General features: G+C 67.8%; 16 protein-coding genes and 1 pseudogene. 10 read left to right on the top strand and 7 right to left on the bottom strand.

Translation table 11 applies throughout. The annotated features are described in order from the left end of the window. The first annotated feature begins 8 nt into the window (after window positions 1-8). Window positions 9-833, top strand: a complete 825-nt coding sequence (locus tag GLP40_RS13805) for a TrmH family RNA methyltransferase (RefSeq protein WP_328290127.1) — start codon at window positions 9-11, stop codon at window positions 831-833. A gap of 78 nt (window positions 834-911) precedes the next feature. Here GLP40_RS13805 and GLP40_RS13800 read toward each other — a convergent pair whose 3' ends face one another. Then, entirely contained in the window at window positions 912-1,487 is a 576-nt protein-coding gene (locus tag GLP40_RS13800) for a TetR/AcrR family transcriptional regulator (protein ID WP_196054656.1), read from the bottom strand. 102 nt (window positions 1,488-1,589) lie between these two features. Here GLP40_RS13800 and GLP40_RS13795 point away from each other — a divergent pair, with 102 nt between their 5' ends. Continuing rightward, entirely contained in the window at window positions 1,590-3,041 is a 1,452-nt protein-coding gene (locus tag GLP40_RS13795; protein ID WP_154788321.1) for an MFS transporter, read from the top strand. Between the two features lie 27 nt (window positions 3,042-3,068). Beyond that, a complete protein-coding gene (locus GLP40_RS13790) occupies window positions 3,069-3,590 on the top strand; it encodes a DoxX family protein (RefSeq protein WP_154788320.1) in 522 nt (173 codons plus the stop codon). Here GLP40_RS13790 and lipB read toward each other — a convergent pair. Continuing rightward, the gene (gene lipB, locus GLP40_RS13785) at window positions 3,568-4,239 is read right to left on the bottom strand and encodes a lipoyl(octanoyl) transferase LipB (protein ID WP_328290126.1); all 672 of its coding nucleotides are present in this window, start codon (window positions 4,237-4,239) and stop codon (window positions 3,568-3,570) included. The two genes, GLP40_RS13790 and lipB, sit on opposite strands and share 23 nt — an antisense overlap. A gap of 117 nt (window positions 4,240-4,356) precedes the next feature. Between lipB and GLP40_RS13780 the strand changes: the two genes are divergently transcribed. From GLP40_RS13780 to pheT, 3 genes are all read left to right on the top strand, one after another. Beyond that, entirely contained in the window at window positions 4,357-5,193 is an 837-nt protein-coding gene (locus GLP40_RS13780; protein ID WP_328290125.1) for a potassium channel family protein, read from the top strand. Between the two features lie 93 nt (window positions 5,194-5,286). Next, window positions 5,287-6,345, top strand: a complete 1,059-nt coding sequence (pheS, locus tag GLP40_RS13775; RefSeq protein ID WP_328290124.1) for a phenylalanine--tRNA ligase subunit alpha — start codon at window positions 5,287-5,289, stop codon at window positions 6,343-6,345. A 32-nt stretch (window positions 6,346-6,377) separates the two neighbouring features. Next, window positions 6,378-8,900, top strand: coding sequence for a phenylalanine--tRNA ligase subunit beta (pheT, locus tag GLP40_RS13770; RefSeq protein ID WP_328290123.1), 2,523 nt, complete (start codon window positions 6,378-6,380; stop codon window positions 8,898-8,900). 627 nt (window positions 8,901-9,527) lie between these two features. Here pheT and GLP40_RS13765 read toward each other — a convergent pair. Then, the gene (locus GLP40_RS13765; RefSeq protein WP_154788319.1) at window positions 9,528-9,779 is read right to left on the bottom strand and encodes a hypothetical protein; all 252 of its coding nucleotides are present in this window, start codon (window positions 9,777-9,779) and stop codon (window positions 9,528-9,530) included. 127 nt (window positions 9,780-9,906) lie between these two features. Between GLP40_RS13765 and GLP40_RS13760 the strand changes: the two genes are divergently transcribed. Next, window positions 9,907-10,692 carry an alpha/beta hydrolase gene (locus GLP40_RS13760; RefSeq protein WP_154788318.1) on the top strand — a complete coding sequence of 262 codons (786 nt, stop codon included), beginning with the start codon at window positions 9,907-9,909 and terminating at the stop codon, window positions 10,690-10,692. On the opposite strand, the pseudogene GLP40_RS13755 reads toward GLP40_RS13760, so the two are convergent. After that, window positions 10,679-11,866: pseudogene (locus GLP40_RS13755) on the bottom strand (transcription termination factor Rho, short form); the annotation flags it as partial. The gene GLP40_RS13760 and the pseudogene GLP40_RS13755 sit on opposite strands and share 14 nt — an antisense overlap. Window positions 11,867-12,126: 260 nt before the next feature. Between GLP40_RS13755 and GLP40_RS13750 the strand changes: the two are divergent. From GLP40_RS13750 to GLP40_RS13740, 3 genes are all read left to right on the top strand, one after another. Beyond that, entirely contained in the window at window positions 12,127-12,636 is a 510-nt protein-coding gene (locus GLP40_RS13750; protein WP_154788316.1) for a PspA/IM30 family protein, read from the top strand. 33 nt (window positions 12,637-12,669) lie between these two features. Then, complete coding sequence (locus tag GLP40_RS13745) at window positions 12,670-13,722, top strand: hypothetical protein (protein ID WP_230329566.1); 1,053 nt, start codon at window positions 12,670-12,672, stop codon at window positions 13,720-13,722. Window positions 13,723-13,820: 98 nt separating this feature from the next. Then, a complete protein-coding gene (locus GLP40_RS13740) occupies window positions 13,821-14,243 on the top strand; it encodes a hypothetical protein (RefSeq protein WP_154788314.1) in 423 nt (140 codons plus the stop codon). An 84-nt stretch (window positions 14,244-14,327) separates the two neighbouring features. On the opposite strand, the gene GLP40_RS13735 is transcribed toward GLP40_RS13740, so the two are convergent. From GLP40_RS13735 to GLP40_RS13725, 3 genes are read right to left on the bottom strand one after another with little or no spacing between them, the layout of a single operon-like run. After that, window positions 14,328-15,959 (bottom strand): AMP-binding protein, encoded by a 1,632-nt coding sequence (locus GLP40_RS13735; RefSeq protein ID WP_154788313.1) that lies wholly within the window; start codon window positions 15,957-15,959, stop codon window positions 14,328-14,330. Beyond that, complete coding sequence (locus GLP40_RS13730) at window positions 15,949-16,887, bottom strand: SDR family NAD(P)-dependent oxidoreductase (protein WP_328290122.1); 939 nt, start codon at window positions 16,885-16,887, stop codon at window positions 15,949-15,951. Before GLP40_RS13730 ends, GLP40_RS13735 begins: the two co-directional genes overlap by 11 nt. After that, on the bottom strand, window positions 16,887-17,534 hold the full coding sequence (locus GLP40_RS13725) for a TetR/AcrR family transcriptional regulator (protein WP_196054655.1): 648 nt from the start codon (window positions 17,532-17,534) through the stop codon (window positions 16,887-16,889). The genes GLP40_RS13730 and GLP40_RS13725 overlap by 1 nt, the downstream gene beginning before the upstream one ends. Between the last annotated feature and the right edge of the window lie 299 nt (window positions 17,535-17,833).

Here is a 17,833-nt window from a genome sequence, read left to right as displayed (position 1 = left end):
CGGCCTGCGTGACGACACACGACTCGAAACGACCCGCGGACGCGCTCTCCGAGCGCAACCCGCGGGTCGTTTCGGCTGTCAAGCTGCACCGCGGCCCGATGCGCCGCAAGACCGGCCTGTTTCTGGCCGAGGGTGCGAATTCGGTTGCGGCCGCGTTGGATACGGGTCGGATCGAGGAGCTGTTCTTCTCCTCCAGGGCCGCCGAGCGCGAGCACGAGCTGGTGGCCGGGGCCGCCGCCCAGCGTGTGCGCACCACGCTGGTCAGCGATCGGGCCGCGGAAATGCTGGGGGAGACCGTGACTCCGCCCGGGCTGATCGCGGTGTGCCGCCAGGTGGACGTCCCGCTGCGCGAGATCGTGGACGCGTCCCCGCGCATGCTCGCCGTTCCCGTCGAGATCGCCGACCCCGGCAATGCGGGCACCCTCATCCGGGTCGCCGACGCGGTCGGCGCGGATGGCGTTGTGCTGGCCGGTGATTCGGTCGATCCGCACAATGGCAAATGCGTACGCGCCTGCGCCGGAAGCCTTTTCCATGTGCCCGTCGCCCGCGCCCGCGACATCGAGGCCACCCTCACGGCGCTCGAAGAGGCGGGCATCGCCATTCTCGCCACCACCGCCAAGGGCGAGGTGGACCTGGACGACGCCGACGAGATCCTGCGCGGCCCGGTCGCGTGGCTCTTCGGCAACGAGGCCCACGGCCTGGACAAGGCCATTGCCGCCCGCGCCACCCACCGTGTCCGCATCCCCATCCACGGCCGCGCCGAGAGCCTGAATCTGGCCGCCGCCGCGGCCATTTGCCTCTACGCGAGTTCACGGGTCCAGCACGCCGAGTGACCCGGCCCCAATCCGGTGTGCTGGTGGTGTGCGCGCAGTTTTGACGGTCCAGGGGCACCGGAGCAGGTCGGGATCTGATCAGATGCCGTCCTCGCCGAGGTTGGTGAGGATCTCGGTGGCCCACGGCGGGGTGTCGGCGTCGTCGATGTCGGTGACCTGTAGCGCTGTCAGGTCGATGAGCAGCATGCCGGTGCCGAAGAAGCGGCGGACCTCGTAGGTCGTCGCGCCGGTGAGCTCCTTGGCGAGGTTGTAGAGGCGTCCGAAGTGATCGCGGATGTTCTCGCCGATGGCCGGCTCGCTTGCCGCCGCGATGCCCTGCAGGAAGACCCTCGGCAGATTGCGGTCGGTGAGGAAGTGGTCGCCGAAATGGCTGCCCAGGGAGTCGAGGCGGTCTTTGGGGGAGGCGTCAGGTGCGGCCTGGGTGGCCCCGGCGCGGAAGAGTTCCTCGATGCGCCCGCACACCTGGTCCAGCACCGCGAGGAACAGTTGCTGCTTGGTGCCGAACAGCCGGATCACATAGGGCTGCGAGACCCCCGCACGGCGTGCGATATCGTCGGTTTTCGTTGCGGCGTAACCGGATTCGGCGAAGGCGGAGGTTGCTGCCGTGAGGACTTCCGCGCTGCGTTCGGTCGCCGTCATCCGGGTCCTGGTCATGGTTGTCGAGTCTCCTCGCCGTCGGGAAATGCGGTCGTCATTGACATGTTATCAGTCGATGCATACTCTCTAGTTATCAGTCGATAACAACAAGGATTGGTCATGACTGAAACACTCGAAACCTCGACTCTCACCGGCAAGCTCGCGAACGCCGCCCGGCAACGGCCGCTGGCGGCGGTGCTCGCGGCGGTGGGCATCCCGATGTTCATGGCCACGCTCGACAATCTCGTCGTGACGATGGCACTGCCGGTCATTCGCACCGAACTGCACGCGTCGCTGTCCGACCTGCAATGGTTCGTGAACGCGTACACGCTGTCGTTCGCTTCGATGCTGCTCACGGCCGCCGCGATCGGTGACCGGCTCGGCCGGCGCCGGGTCTTCCTCGCCGGCATCACGCTGTTCACCATCGGCTCGGCCGCCTGTGCGCTGGCCACCGAACCCTGGATGCTGATCGCCGCCCGCGCGGGGCAGGGCTTCGGCGGTGCGGCGATCATGCCGCTGTCACTCACGCTGCTCTCGGCCGCGGTGCCGGAGAAGATGCGCAGCGCCGCCATCGGCATCTGGGGCGGCATCTCCGGACTCGGTGTGGCGCTCGGCCCGGTGGTCGGCGGCGCGGTCGTGGACGGCCTCAACTGGCAGTGGATCTTCTGGCTGAACGTGCCGATCGGCATCATCGCGATGCCGCTGGCCGCCCGCGTGCTGAACGAATCCTTCGGCGGCGCTAGGAAACTGGATATGCTCGGCCTGCTGCTGTCGGCCGGGGGCGTGCTCGCGGTGGTGTGGGGCGTCGTGCACGGCGCGGACGACGGCTGGACCTCCGCCAAGGTGCTGACCGGATTGATCGGCGGCGCGACACTGCTGACCGCCTTCGTCCTGTGGGAGCGCCGCGTCCCCGATCCGATGCTGCCGCTGCGGCTGTTCCGCCACCGCGGCTACGTCATCAACGCGGTCTCGTTCACGTTCTCCGTCGGCGTCTTCGGTTCGATCTTCCTGCTGGCCCAGTACTTCCAGGTGGTGCAGGGCTACACGCCGCTGGCCTCCGGCGTCCGCACGCTGCCCTGGACCATGGCCCCGATGGTAGTGGCGCCGCTGGCCGGGTTGATCGTGGACCGGGTGGGCCCGCGCACGCTCATCGCGATCGGTCAGGCTCTGCTGGCCGCCGCGCTCGGTTGGATGGCGCTGGTCACCGGCGTGGACGCCGCGTACGGCGCCTTCGTTCCGCCGTTCGTGCTCGCCGGCATCGGCATGGGCCTGACCTTCGCTCCCGCCGCCACCGCGGTCATGGCCGGCGCCGCTCCGGCCGATCAGGGCATGGCCTCCGGCGCCAACAACACCATCCGTGAGGTCGGGGTGGCCATGGGCGTCGCGGTGCTGGCCTCGGTGTTCGCCTCGCACGGTTCCTATCTGAGCCCGCAGCGCTACGTCGATGGCCTGATTCCCGCCATCGAGCTCGGCGCGGTCATCGTCGCGGTGGGCGCGTTCATCTCGCTACTGCTGCCCGGCCGTCGGTCCATGGCCGAATCATCCTCCGGCGCAACCGCTCTCGCCCGCTGACCACGATCACCTCACCGGAAGTGCATCATGTTCGAGACCCTTCTGCTCTGCGCCATCCCCACCCTGGCCCTGCGACTGCTGGGCGCGTTCGGCGTCACCCGCTTCGCCACCTGGCAGTCCTCGGCCGCCCACGGCCTGGCGTTCATGCTCGTCATGACCGGCACCGCCCACTTCGTCCCCGATTCGGTGACGGTCATGCCGCACCACAGCGACCTGGTCGCCATGGTCCCGTCCTTCGTCCCGTTCCCCGATTTCACCGTCTACGCCACCGGCGTCCTCGAATACCTGGGCGCACTCGGCCTGGTCCTCGCCCCCACCCGCCGCCTCGCGGGCCTGGCCCTGGCGCTGCTGTTCGTCCTGCTCCTGCCCGCGAATATCCATGCGGCGGTGGACAACGTCCCCTTCAACGGTGAGCCCGCCACACCGCTGTGGTTCCGTGTTCCCGAGCAGCTGGTCTACATCGCGGTAGCCCTGTTCGCCGCTCTGGGAGCTGCGCGCGTCGCCGGAGTCGCTCGGCGTACGCCGGTCAGGGCAGGGGAGTCGATGTAGGGCTCGCCTCGAAGGCCCCGGCGATGGTCGCGACAACTCGCTCCATCGTCGGGGTCTGCTTGCCGTCCAGCTCCCTTTCCACCGAGGTCATGTCGACATCGGGCATGCCGCAGGCGACGGCGAGCTTCCAGGGGCTGAGGTCGCCTGTGACATTGAGGGCGAAGCCGTGGGTGGAGACATTGCGGCCGACCCGCATGCCGATCGAGGTGATCTTGCGGCCGGTGTCGCGGGTCCAGACGCCGGTGAGGAGTTCGGAGCCGGCCGGGGTGTCGCGGCGTTCGGCGGGAATGCCGAGTTCGGCCAGAGCCGCGACGATTCGGTGTTCGACATCGCGGATCAGATCGACGACGCCTTCTCCGGGTCGCAGCTTCACGATCAGGTAGCCGACCAGCTGGCCGGGCCCGTGATAGGTGAGCTGACCGCCGCGCCGGGTCATGTAAACCGGGATATCGGACTCGGGCGCCGGGAAGTGGGCCTCGGGGGTGCGGGCCCCGGCGGTGAAGACGGGTTCGTGGCTCAGCAGCCACAGGGTGTCGGGCCGCTGGTCGGCGACGCGCTCCTCCCACATTTCCTGCATGCGGTCCATCGCCGCCGCATACTCGATGAGGCGATCGGTGTCGTCGATGAGGGTCACGGGCCGGGACTTCACGAGTTCATTGGTACCACCGCAGCCCGCCGTGCTCGGGCCCAGCCGCCAATGCGATCCTGCTGGGTGTCGACGCTGCTTTCATCGACATCCCGCCGATCCGACATGAGATGGCCAGCCATGCCAGAGACCGATAGCACGGTCGAGACGTTCGTCCCCGCCGTTTCCCCGCCGATGCTCATTCGCCACCAAAGCCGTCGTGTGGTCTGGGAGCGGGCGACCACCGTCCCCTTCACGATTCTGGCCATCGCTTTCCTGGTCTCCTATGTGTGGCAGGTGCTCGACCATGGCCGCACCCCGTCGCTGGATGTCTGGCTGACCCGGGTCGATATCGTCATCTGGCTGCTGTTCTCCGCTGATTTCCTGTATCGCCTGCGCATTTCGACCGCTCGCCGGCGGTTTCTGCGCAACAACTGGCTGGACCTGTCGATCGTGTTGGTGCCCCCGTTGCGCCCACTGCGACTGCTGCGTGCGGCACTGCTGATCATCGATGCGGTCGACCGGCACACCCGATTCCAGGCGCGGGTGCGGTTGGCGATGTTCGTCGGGGTGAGTTCGATGCTGCTCGTACTGCTCTGCAGTGTCGCGATGTTCGACGCCGAGCGGGACGCCCCGGGCAGCAATATCCACAGTCTCGGTGAGGCCGCGTGGTGGTCGGTGGTGTCGGTCACCACGGTCGGCTACGGAGACTTCTACCCGGTGACGCTCGAGGGCAGGCTGATCGCGGTGGTGCTGATGACCGTCGGAATCGGGTTGATCTCCTTCGTCATCGGTACCGTCACCAGCTGGGTCATCGACCGACTGCGCACGGTGGACGAGGGCGTCGAACGGGCCGACCGCGAACTGGATGAGCTGATCGGAGAAGTTCGCTCGTTGCGTGCCGAAATCACCGAACTGCGTGCCCAGCTGGGCACGCCACGCCCGGAAGGCGGTCACGAGCTGGGAAAATCCAGGTGAGGTGGCCTGATTACAAGGATTACGATGCGACCAGCAAGAATGGGGGTGCAATTCCGCCCGACCCGTAACCAGCCTGGGGAGTGACGAACCATCGTGGCCGATGACAACAGTGCCGAGCAGACCGCTGCGTTGAGCGAGGAGTCGCTCTCCGCTGCCGCGGAAGCTGCTGAGAAGGCGTTCGCCTCCGCCTCGACCCTGGACGAACTGGCCGCCGCCAAGACCGAGTACATGGGCGGTAAGTCGCCGATCTCGCTGGCGCAGCGGTCACTGGGCACGCTGCCCAAGGAGGAGAAGGCCGAGGCCGGTAAGCGCGTGAACGTCGCCCGCGGGCGGGTGTCGCAGGCGTACGAGTCCCGCCAGGCCGAGCTGCTCGCCGAGCGCGACGCGGCGGTCCTGGTCGCCGAGACGATCGACGTCACCCTGCCCGCCCGTCGGCACGCCGCGGGCGCGCGGCACCCGATCTCGGTGCTGTCCGAGCGGGTCGCGGATGTGTTCGCGGCCATGGGCTGGGAGGTCGCGGAGGGGCCCGAGGTCGAGACCGAGCACTTCAACTTCGACGCCCTGAACTTCCTGCCGGACCATCCGGCCCGCACCATGCAGGACACCTTCCACATCGCGCCGGAGGGTTCGCGGCAGGTGCTGCGCACCCACACCTCGCCGGTTCAGGTGCGTTCCATGCTGTCTCGCGAGCTGCCGATCTATGTGGTCTGCCCGGGTCGCACCTTCCGGACCGACGAGCTGGACGCCACCCACACCCCGGTGTTCTCGCAGGTCGAGGGTCTGGCCATCGACAAGGGCCTGACCATGGCCCACCTCAAAGGCACCCTGGACGCGTTCGCGCGGGCGCTGTTCGGCCCCAATACGACCACGCGTATGCGGCCCAGCTTCTTCCCCTTCACCGAGCCGTCCGCCGAGGTGGACGTGTGGTTCGAGGACAAGAAGGGCGGCCCCGGCTGGGTCGAGTGGGGCGGCTGCGGCATGGTGAATCCGAAGGTGCTCATCGCCAGCGGCATCGATCCGGAGGTGTACAGCGGTTTCGCGTTCGGCATGGGTCTGGAGCGGACCCTGCAGTTCCGCAACGGCCTGCCGGACATGCGCGACATCGTCGAGGGCGATGTGCGCTTCACGCTGCCGTTCGGCATCCAGTCCTGACCTGACCCCGATACGAGGAAGCGAAACGTCAAGTGCGAGTAGCGCAGTCCTGGCTGACGGAAATCCTGCAGCGGACCACCCCCGGGTGGTCGGTGACGCCGGAGGAGCTCGACGCGGGGTTCGTCCGGGTCGGTCTGGAAGTCGAAGAGGTCGACCCGCTGGAGCCGGTGACCGGTGACATCGAGCACCCGCTGGTGGTGGGCCGGGTCGCGGAGATCACCGAGTTGACCGAGTTCAAGAAGCCGATCCGGTTCTGCAAGGTCGATATCGGCCGGGGCGGGCCGGCGGGCGATTCCACACAGCTGCAGGAGATCGTTTGCGGCGCACGGAATTTCGCCGTCGGCGATCTGGTTGTCGTGGTGCTGCCGGGTGGTGTGCTGCCCGGCGGCTTCAAGATCGCGTCGCGGAAGACCTACGGCCACACCAGCAACGGCATGATCTGCTCGGTCGCCGAACTGGGCATCGGCAAGGACCACAGCGGCATCCTGGTGCTCGAGCCCGGCACCGCCGAGCCCGGCGCGGACGCCAATGAGCTGCTGGGCATGGACGATACGGTCATCGAGCTGGCCATCACCCCCGACCGCGGCTATGCCTTCTCGGCGCGCGGCCTGGCGCGCGAACTGGCCTGCGGCTTCGATCTGGAATACAGCGACCCGGCCGTGCGTCTGCTGCCCGACGACGAGACCGAGGCGTGGTCGGTGAAAATCGAGCCCGAGTCGCTGTGCACGCGTTTCGCCGTGCGCCGCGTCACCGGCATCGATCCGAAGGCCGTGAGCCCGTGGTGGTTGCAGCGTCGCCTGCTGCTGTCGGGTGTGCGCCCGATCTCCCCGGCCGTGGACGTCACGAACTACGTGATGCTCGAGCTGGGTCAGCCGCTGCACGCCTTCGACGCGGCCAAGGTGCGGGGCGGCTTCGTGGTGCGCCGCGCCCACAAGGGCGAAACACTGCGTACCCTCGACGAGGCCGAGCGCACCCTGGACGCCGAGGACGTGGTGATCGCCGACGACACCGGCGTCATCTCCCTCGCGGGCATCATGGGCGGCGCGAGCACCGAGGTCTCGGACAGCTCGACCGACATCCTGCTCGAGGCCGCCACCTGGAATCCGGTGGCCGTGGCCCGCACCGCGCGCCGCCACAAGCTCGGTTCCGAGGCCAGCCGCCGGTTCGAACGGGTCGTGGACCCCGAGATCAACCTGGCCGCCCTGGATCGCGCGGCCACCCTGCTGGCCGAGATCGCCGGTGGCACAGTCGAATCCGTCCTGACCGACGTGCGGGTGACCGGCCCGGCCCCGCAGCCGATCGTCATGGACATCGACCTGGCCGACCGCACCGCGGGCGTGCACTACGCGCCCGGCGCGGCCACCCGCCGGCTGCAGCAGGTGGGCTGCTCCATCGAGGTCGGCGTCAGCGAATCCGGCCACGGCCAGCTGATCGTGACCCCGCCGAGCTGGCGGCCCGACCTGACCCAACCCGCCGACCTGGTGGAGGAGGTGCTGCGCCTGGAGGGTCTGGACAAGATCCCATCGGTGCTGCCCACCGCCCCCGCCGGCCGCGGCCTCAGCGCCGGGCAGCGTCGCCGCCGCGCGGTGAGCAAGGCCCTGGCCTTCGAGGGTTGCGTCGAGGTGCCCGCCCCGGTGTTCATGCCCGCGGGCGTCTTCGACACCTGGGGCCTGGACGCGGACGACCCGCGCCGCAAGACCTTGAGGGTGCTGAACCCGCTCGATGTCGAGCGCGCCGAACTGTCCACCACACTGCTGCCGGGCCTGCTGGAGATCGCCGCGCGCAATATCTCCCGCGGCGAACGCGATCTCGCGATCTACGCCATCGGTCAGGTCACCCTGCCGACCGATGAGACCGCGCCCGTCGGCCCGCTGCCGGTGGATCGCCGTCCCACCGAGGACGAGATCGAGGCGCTGCTGCGCTCGCTGCCGAAGCAGCCGATCCGTGTCGGCGCGGTCCTGACCGGTCGCCGCGAACCGCGCGGTCCCTGGGGACCGGGCCGCTCGGTGGAGGCCGCGGACGCCTTCGCTCTGGTGGATGCGGTCGCCGACGCCTCGGGTGTCACCATCGAACGTCGTGCCGCGCAGTTCCTTCCGTGGCACCCGGGTCGTTGCGCCGAGCTCGTTGTCGACGGGGTCGTCGTCGGCCACGCGGGCGAACTGCACCCCGCGGTACTGGAGCGCTCGGATCTGCCCCCGCGCACCTGTGCTGTACAGATCGACCTCGATGCGCTGCCGCTGCGTGAAATCCGGCCTACCCCTGTGATTTCCGCGTTCCCGGCGGTGCTTCAGGACGTCTCGGTGAGCGTCGACAAGGCGGTTCCTGCCGCCGCTGTGGAGGACGCCCTTCGAGTTGGTGCGGGTGAGTTGCTCGAAAACATCTCTCTGTTCGATGTTTACGAGGGCGCGCAGGCTGGTGAGGGACGTAAGTCGTTGACCTATGCTCTGCGGTTCCGTGCTATCGACCGTACGTTGACCGAGGATGAGGCCAGCGCCGCTCGTGATGCCGCGGTGGCTCGTGCTGCTGACTCGGTGGGGGCTGTGTTGCGGGGCTGAGGAAGCCGGAAACGCTCGAAGACAAAGACAAAGACAAAGACAAAGACAAAGAGACAAAAGACTGAAAGACGCCTGGAGGAGGGAGGGGGCTGGCTTGGGAGGCCGAACTCGCCGGCCGGCCACCTCACCTTTGAAGCCGTGGGCTGGGGTCGCTGCTGGGGGTGATCCTCACATCCCGATGGTGGGGTGGCCGTAGGAAGGTGGTCATCGATGCCGGGGCCGATGGTCGCTGCCATGTCGGGCCGGGATCGGCGGGTCATCGCTTCCAACCCGGCCTCAGCCCACGTTGGGCAGCCCAAACCCGGCGCCCAAGCCCTGGCAGCGCAAGCCCGCCCATGCCCGGCAGGGCAGGGAGACAGGTGAAGCAACCACGGCTTCCCGTTGTCCTGCCCACCCCAGCCGGGCACGAGCAGCCCCCAGGGTCACGCCACCCGTGAACCCCACCCCCGTGAACCCCGCCGCTGGCAGCTCGACTCGACCGCCACAGCGACCCGCTCCCCCACGTGATGCCGCTCGTTCACCCGCGGAACACCCGACGGATCGAGACTCTTCGGCGCGATCCACCCCGTCCGCCCCCGATACCGCGAACCCTCACCCATCACAACCGTTCTCCAACCCCCGGCACTGTCATTGACCAACGCATGACAGTGGTCGCACGCCAAGGTCAGATTGAGGGGCCGGAAAGTTTTCGGACAGCGAGGTTTTGGTTATCTCAAGCTGCCTGATTTCGAGGCGCTGCATCAAATCCACGACCTCACCGTCGGTAAACGGGGTCAGGTTCCCGTGCAGGACCGATTCGGACAGGGCCGCCATCGCGGCCGCCAATTCGGCGATGCCGCACGTGTCGAGCGTTTCGTTTCCCCCTTCGAACCCATACACCAATTCTACCGCTTACACGACCGCCTATGAAGCCGAATTCTGTTGTAATGGAACGTGTTTCAGAATATTCGGACGTTTCTTGCTACCCGAATGCCGGGTTGTGGCGACGGGGAGGTAAGAAAGAAGCATGTGGCATCCGGCGACTCCCATCCTCAATGCGCTCAGTTATCAACCGGGCGATCGGAGGATCCTGTCGAATCCGGAAATGTATGGGATCGGGTATGAGGATCTTTCCCTGCGCACGAGGGATGGCGAGACGATAAACGCGTGGTTCGTGCGGGCGGCGGGGGAGCCGCTGGGGCACATCTTGTTCGCGCATGGGAATGGCGGGAATATCGGAGACCGGTCGCCGATGTTGGGCATGCTCGCGGCCGTCGGGTTCGACGTGATGGTCTTCGATTACCGAGGGTATGGGCGCAGCACCGGGCGGACGCACGAGCGTGGGACGTATTTGGATGTCCGGGCCGCTCGGGAGGCCTTGCTCGCGCGGCCCAGTGTGGATGCCAACCGGCTGGTGTACCTGGGGAAGTCTCTGGGCGGGGGAGTGATGCTCGAGCTGGCGAATGCGTTTCCGCCTGCCGCGCTGCTGCTCATGTCGACTTTCACCGGCATGCGGAACGCGGCGACGACCGTGTATCCGTTCCTGCCGAAGGTGTTCGTGCCCAACGCTTATCCGAGCCTGCAGCGGATTCGCACGCTGAGCTGCCCGCTGATGATCATGCACGGCGATGCCGATGAACTCCTGCCCGTGCAGATGGGCCGTGACCTGTACGCCGCCGCGCCCGAGCCCAAGCAGCTCGTGATCTACCCCGGGGCGCAGCACAATAATCTCATCGGATTCCCGGGTTGGGCGGAGACCGTCGCGACCTGGGCAGCCGGGGTGTTGCCGCCCAAGCGGCTCACTTCCGGATGATATTGGCGAGGAATTCGGCATTGCCGGCGGTCTTGCGCAGGCCGTCGAGGAGCAGGTCGAGGGCGCGCTGATCGTCGAGTTCGGCCAGGGTGCGGCGGAGTTTGTCCACGGCCAGTCGTTCGGCCGGGTTGAACAGGAGTTCGTCGCGGCGGGTACCGGACTTGGCGATATCCACCGCCGGGAAGATGTGGCGGCTCGCCAGGGTGCGGTCGAGTTTGAGCTCCGCATTGCCGGTGCCCTTGTACTCCTCGAAGATGACGGTGTCGGCGAGTGAGCCGGTTTCGACCAGGGCGCTGGCCACGATGGTCAGCGAGCCGCCGTGCTCGATATTGCGGGCCGCGCCCAGGAATCGTTTCGGCGGCGCCAGTGCCGTGGAATCCACACCGCCGGAAAGGATTCGACCCGAGGCCGGTCCGGACGTGTTGTAGGCGCGGGCGAGCCGGGTGAGGGAATCGAGCAGGACGACGACGTCCTTGCCCTCCTCGACCAGCCGTTGCGCCCGCTCGATGGCGAGTTCCGCCAGCGCGGTCTGCTCCGCTGGGGAGCGGTCGAAGGTGGCGGCGACGACCTCGGCGGGGACGCCGCGCGAGAGGTCGGTGACTTCCTCCGGCCGTTCGCCGACGAGCACCAGCATGAGGTGCACCTCCGGGTGATTGGCCGCGATGCCGTGCGCGATCGCTTGCAGCACAGAGGTTTTGCCGGCCTTGGGCGGAGCCACGATCAGAGCGCGCTGGCCCTTGCCGATCGGCATGACGAGGTCGGTGACGCGGGTGGTGAGTTTCTTCGGCTCGGTTTCCAGCCGCAGCCGCTCGTCGGGGTGGATAGGTGTCAGGTCCTTGAAGTGCGGCCGAATGCCGACCTCGGCGCTCGGCCGGCCGTTGACGCTGTCGACTCGCACCAGGGGAGCGAGCTTGCCGCCCTTGCGATTCGGCTGCGCCAGCCCGGTGATCAGGTCGCCGCGGCGCAGGCCGAACTGGCGAATCAGCCGGGTCGGCACGTGGATATCGCCGGGGCCTGGCAGGTATCCGTCGTGGCGCAGCACACTGTTCTGGCCGTGGATGTCCAGGATTCCCGTTGCGGGCGACAGGGTTTCGATGTGTTCGAGAGCCGGGGTCGCGGCGGTGGCAACCCGCGGCATGGGTTCGATGGTGGTCATGATGTGTTCTCCTCTGCGGGATCAGGTGATTTGTGCACCGGGCGTGTGTGATTGGCATGGCCGGATGCGGCCGACGGGCGGCAGGTACCCGCCGGTGAGTCCGAGTGGCTCGTGGGCGCGATACCGCGCTGTCCGCGACAGGCAGCGCCACCGTGGGAACCGGCTCGGGGAGGGAAGAAATCGCGTGGGAGGGACTTGGCGTCGACCTGCATCCACGGGATCGCGACTCCACCACGGTACGCGGTCCCCGAATGCCTTGCAATGCGTAGCCTGGAAGCATGAGCGATGCCAAGGAACTCGTGGCGTTGTTGGCGCAGCTGCCGGACGCCGAACTCGCGGCGGTGGTCGAGGCCGCCACCGAGGGTAGGGCCGGGCTGGCCGCGCTGCACGCGGTGGCCCAGTCACTGGTCGACACCCTGGGTCATGCGCCCGATGTCATCGATGTGACTCCTGACACTCTACCGATGGAAGGCTATCCCCAGTCTGAGACGCTCGGCCCATCCGGGCAGGTGGGAGTGGGTCCTGTGGTCTCCGGAATACCGGTACCGCCTGCGGGTATTCCCACCGCGCCCTCCATTGGCGGGTATACCTCGGCGGGCGTCCCTACTTTCGAGTCAGTTCGCGATAAGGTCGAACAGCGCTACGGGATATCGCAGGGGATGGGCGAGCTCGATCGGCAGACACCAGTGGGCCGTAGCGTAGAGGAACAGTGGGATGCGCGAGCCGAGGCCGCGCGGGAACGACTGGAACAGATTCGAAAATCGGTGCACGGCAACGATTCCGAGTAATCCGGCGTTCCATCGAGTTTGATGGGTGGAACCTTGACCGAGTCCGATTCGCCGTCGCGGACGCCCCGCGAAATCGCCGAGAAGCTGCTGGATCTCCAGGTCGACTTCATTATCGCCGAAGTCAGCGGTGACCGCTTCGCCGAAGTGATCGCCCGCGATGTGGAAGCCGTGGTCGGTGTCGCCGACACCATCATCTTCCGCGATGTGGTGGAGGTCGATCAGGCCAAGCAGACCGTCGCCACTGTGATCGACCTGATCGGCGGCAGCCCGGTGCTGGGCGAGATGGTCGGCACGCTGGCCAACTCGCTGTACGAGAACATCGCCGGGAGTCATGACTACACCCTCGGTGACGTGGTCGAACGCGAGCCGGTCGAGCAGCTGCTGGAGAAGCTCTTCAGCATGCACCAGGCCCAGGAACGCATCCTGGAACGGCTGACCGAGAGCCCCCTCATCGCGACCGTGGCCGCCAAGTTCGTGGACAAGCTGGTCGACGATTTCATGGAGACCAACAAGCAGATCGCCGGAAAGATTCCCGGCGTCGGGTCGCTGGTCTCCATGGGCACCAATGCCGCCAAGTCCGCGCGCAAGGCGGCGGAGAAGGCCGGCGGCACCTTCATCGGCGAGATGGCGGGCAAGGGCGCGCAATTCGCGCTCAAGCGCACCAATAACGCCATTCGCGAAATGTTGCGTGACGCCCCCGTGCACGACGCGGCCATGGAGTTCTGGGATCTGCACGCCGGCGAGCCAATCAGCGGGCTGCGCGACTACCTGTCCCAGCAGGACCTGTACGAGCTGGCGCTGATCGTCTACCGCATCGGGCTGACCACCCGAAACAAGGAGTACGTCGGCGTGCTGGTGGACCAGGGCGTCGAGGTCTTCTTCGAGAAGTACGGCGGCCATACCCTGGCCGCCCTGCTGCCGGAGCTGGGATTGTCCGAGGCGGTCATCGCCGAGGAGATCCTGCGTTACGGACCGGCCGTGGTGGAGGCCGGGAAGCGGAACGGCGTGCTGGCCAAGCTGATTCGCGAGCGCCTGGAGCCGTTCTTCCTGTCCGAGCAGGTGCTCGCGGTGCTCGCGGGGAATTGACCTCCGCACGAGCAGGGCCGCACTGTAACCGCGTGCGGCCCTGTCTCATTCCCCGGAGGGAATCGCTCAGCGCATTCATTCCGCACAGACTCGTGGTCATGACGAACCTCAACGATCTCGCCGGACGCTATCTGGCCCAGTGGAACGAATCCGATCCGGAGCTGCGCCGCAAGCTCATTCGCGAACTCTGGGCCGAGGACGGCGCACAGATCCTCGTGGATCCGCCCGAGGACATGCGCAATGCCGCTACCCGCTCGAGCTTTCCGATCCCGCCGCTCGAGGTGCGCGGGCATCACGCGCTGGAGCGCCGGGTGGAACGGGCCTACGACATGTTCGTCGGTCCGGGTGAACACCGCTTCGTCCAGCGCGGAGAGGTGACGCCACTGCTGAAGCAGGTCGTCGCCTTCACCTGGTCCATGGTGACCGCCGGTGGCACCGTGGTGGGCGGTGGGATGGATGTCCTCGCCCTGGACGATGACGGCCGCATCCGCACCGACCATCAGCACATCGGCATCGAATAGGCGCGGTGGTGTCCGAGGACTTGCCGGCCATCGCGGTCCAGCGATGTGGTACCAACGCGGGCGGAAAGTGGCAAGCGGTCTGATTCAGGAGGCGGCTTGTTCTCCGAGCTTGTGCCGCAGCACCTTTCCGCTGGGGTTGCGGGGGAGCTCCGGAAGGCGGACGAACTGTTTGGGCACCTTGTAGCGTTCGAGGCGGGTGCGGATGTGAGCCGCGAGGGCCTCGTCGCCGGGATCCGCGTCGGTGGTGACGAGGTAGGCGCGCAGCACCTGACCGTATTCCGGGTCGGGGACGCCGACCACGATGACGTCGGTGACGGTCGCATGCTCGGCCAGGACGTTCTCCACCTCGCGGGGGTAGATGTTCTCGCCGCCGGAGACGATCATCTCGTCGTCGCGGCCGTCGATGTAGAGGCGGCCCCGCGCGTCCAGGTGGCCCATGTCGCCGACATTGACATAGCCGTCGCGGATCTCCTTGGCCGGGGCGGCGCCGGCGCGGTCGGCGGTGTAGCCGTTGAAGCCCAGACCGCCGCGCACGAAGACGGTGCCGGTCTCGCCGACGGCGGCGGCGCTGCGGTCGGCGCGCAGAATGCGTACGGAGACACCGAGAATCGGGCGGCCGACGGTTCTGGGGGAGTGCTTCAGGTCCGCCGGGGTGGCGATGGAGATGACGCCCGCCTCGGTGGAGCCGTAGCCGTTGACCAACCTGGGACCGTAGTCGCGCAGGAACTTCTCGATGGTCTTCGGCGAGATCGGCGCCGCGCCCGTCAAGGCCAGGCGAAGTGACGACAGGTCGTGGCGGCGGCGGACCTGCGCCGGCAGCGCGGTGAGGCGCTGGATCATGATCGGGACGCCGATGAACACCGTCGCGCGGTGGCGCTGGATATCCGCCAGGGCCAGCTCGGGATCGAAGCGGCGGCGGGTGACCGCGGTGGCGCCCAGGGCCAGTTGACCGGCGAGCGCGCCGAGACCGAAACCGTGGAAGAACGGGGGCGCGACGATCGCGATATCGCGGTGGTTCAGGCGGCTGGCCGCCGCGAGCGAGGCGGCGGCCTCGAGCGCGGGGCGCAGGCCGATCCTGCGGGCCACGCCCTTGGCCATACCGGAGGTGCCGGAGGTGAGCAGGGTGATCCGGGCGGGCTGTCGGGCCGGTGGCGGGGACGGATGCTGTTGCCGACCGAGCTGATCCAAGGCAGGTATGCCGGATCGGACGTCGGGCTCGCGCCAGCCGCGCACCTGCAGGCCGGGATAGCCCGCTTCGGCGACCGCCGCGAGGTATTCGTCATCGTGGACGAGGATGTCGGGCGCGTGGCGTTCCAGGATGCGGGCCAGTTGGGCGGCGGGCAGTTCGGTATTGAGGAAGACCAGCTCGCAGCCGAGGCGGCTGCCCGCGATCACCGCCTCGACGAAACCGCGGTGATTGCGACAGAGAATGCCCAGCGTGCGCAGGCTCGGTGCGAGCGAATGCAGGGCGGCGGCAATGGCTTCGGAGCGGCGCATGAGTTCGCCGTAGGTGACCGCGCCGGATTCGTCGATCAGGGCGATCCGATTCGGATGGCGGGCCGCGGAAGTGGCGATGAGCAGGCCGAGCGATGGTCCGTAGGCCTGGTAACCGCGCGCGATCGACAGCGCGGCTCTCGGGCCGATGGGGTTGAGGGCGCCCGACGTCGCGACAGCGGAAAAAGCTGTGCCCCAATCGAAGATCGTACTACGCCGCATCGCCGGCGCCCTTCCCGTTGACCGCGCGCAGCGCCGCGTCGGTGTCGCCGAGCCGCTTGTACACCGCGGTGAGGGCGACCTCCAGCGGCACCCGCAGGAATGGTGTCAGCATCGAGGACAGATACCCGTAGGCGGGAATCATGATGCGCGGCTTGGAGATCAGCGCCCGCGCGATGCCGGTGGCGGCCTCGGTCGGGGACTGGCCCGGCAGCGCCGACATCCACCGGCTGGGTGCGCTCATCCGGGTGTGCATGAGCCCGGCGTAGACGGTGGTGAGGGTGACCCCGTCGGGGCGCGCCTCCATGCCCACCGCCCGCATCCACACGTCGAAGGCGGCCTTGGACGACAGGTAGAAGCCCCACTTCGGAACCGCCGGAAAGAGTACGCCGACCGTGGAGACGTTCACGATGTGGCCACTGCGGCGCTCCCGCATGCCGGGCAGCAGCGCCAGGGTGAGCCGGATCGGGCCGAGGTAGTTGGCGGAGGAGGTGGCGGCGAGATCCTTCGGCCGGTCGTAGGACAGGTGGATGGAACGGCGCAATGACTTGCCCGCGTTGTGGATCAGATAGTCCACGTGGCCGAAGCGGGTGAGGATGGCCTCGGCGAAGGCCGAAATCGATTCCGGCTCGGCCAGATCCACGTGGATGGCGACCGCGCTGCCGCCCGCCGCGGCGATCTCGGCGGCCACCGCCTCGAGTTGGTCGAGCGAGCGCGCGCCCAGCACGACGGTGGCTCCGGCGGCGGCCAGCATGCGGGCCGTCTCGGCGCCCAAGCCGTGCGAGGCCCCGGTGACCACGGCGATCTTGCCCTCGACCTCGCGGCGCAGCCGTTTCGGGTCGGAGACGCCGCGCGGACCGATGGCCCAGGCCGCGGCCCGGCCGATCGGTCCCGCCGCCAGGGCATTGTTGGGTCGGTGGATGGTGTCCACTAGCTCTTCTCTGTTCGTTCGGTGCGCTGCCCGCCGTGCAGATCCAGCAGGGCGGCGATGGTGCGGGAGGTCAGGGTGATGGAAGGGTCGAGCGTGAGAGTCGTTTGCACCGTGGCGAATCCGGCGGCGAGCACCAGGCTCTGCAACTGAACGCGGTCCGAATCCGGCTCGGTGAGCCAGCGTGCGGTGGCGCCCTCCACGAATGCCAGCCACCCGTCCATGGCGATGCGAATGGCCGAACTGCCGCCCGCGGAGACGATTTCGGTGAGCAGTGCCGCGACCAGCCGGTCCCGATGCCGTTCGTGCTGTGCCAGCAGCCGCTCGTCGGCCCCCGTGCGCGGTGTCATGATCAGCGCCGTACCGTGCTGCTGCACGAAATCCAGGTAGATCCCGAACCCCTGCGTCAGCCGCTGCATCGCCGATCCCCGCAACTCCTGCAGCCGCCCCCAGAAGTCCTCGAACACGGCCTCGTGCACAGCCAGATACAGCTCGTACTTCCCCCCGAAGTGGTACCCGATCGACCCCACCGCGGCCCCCGCCGCCGCCGCGATCTCCGCGATCGACACCTCCTCGTACCGCTTGGTCGAGAACGCGTTCCGCCCCGCATCCAGCAGTGCCGCCCGAGACTCCCGCCCCCGTCGATTCACCTGAACCGTCCGCACCCCGCTTTTTGAATCCCGTTCAACTTTGCCCACCGCCGCAGCGTAACCGACTTCTTGAACCAGATTCAAGAACTAATTCTCGGCGACTGCCGTTCATGCCCGCCTGTGGGACCGCGCAGTTCTCGTCCATGCCCGATGCCGCCCAGGTGGTCGAAGAGGCGGCGGTCGATGTGGGCGTAGCGGCGGGAGACGCCGCCGGGGTAGGCGCTGGAGGTTGAAGCGGTCGGCCGGCGCTGATGGACGTCCGATGACCGCATCGCCGACCTGTACGCGATCCGCAACCC

It is taken from the genome of Nocardia aurantiaca (genome assembly GCF_009708175.1).
Classification (GTDB): Bacteria; Actinomycetota; Actinomycetes; order Mycobacteriales; family Mycobacteriaceae; genus Nocardia; species Nocardia aurantiaca.
This window is presented reverse-complemented; position numbering and strand designations above follow the sequence as displayed.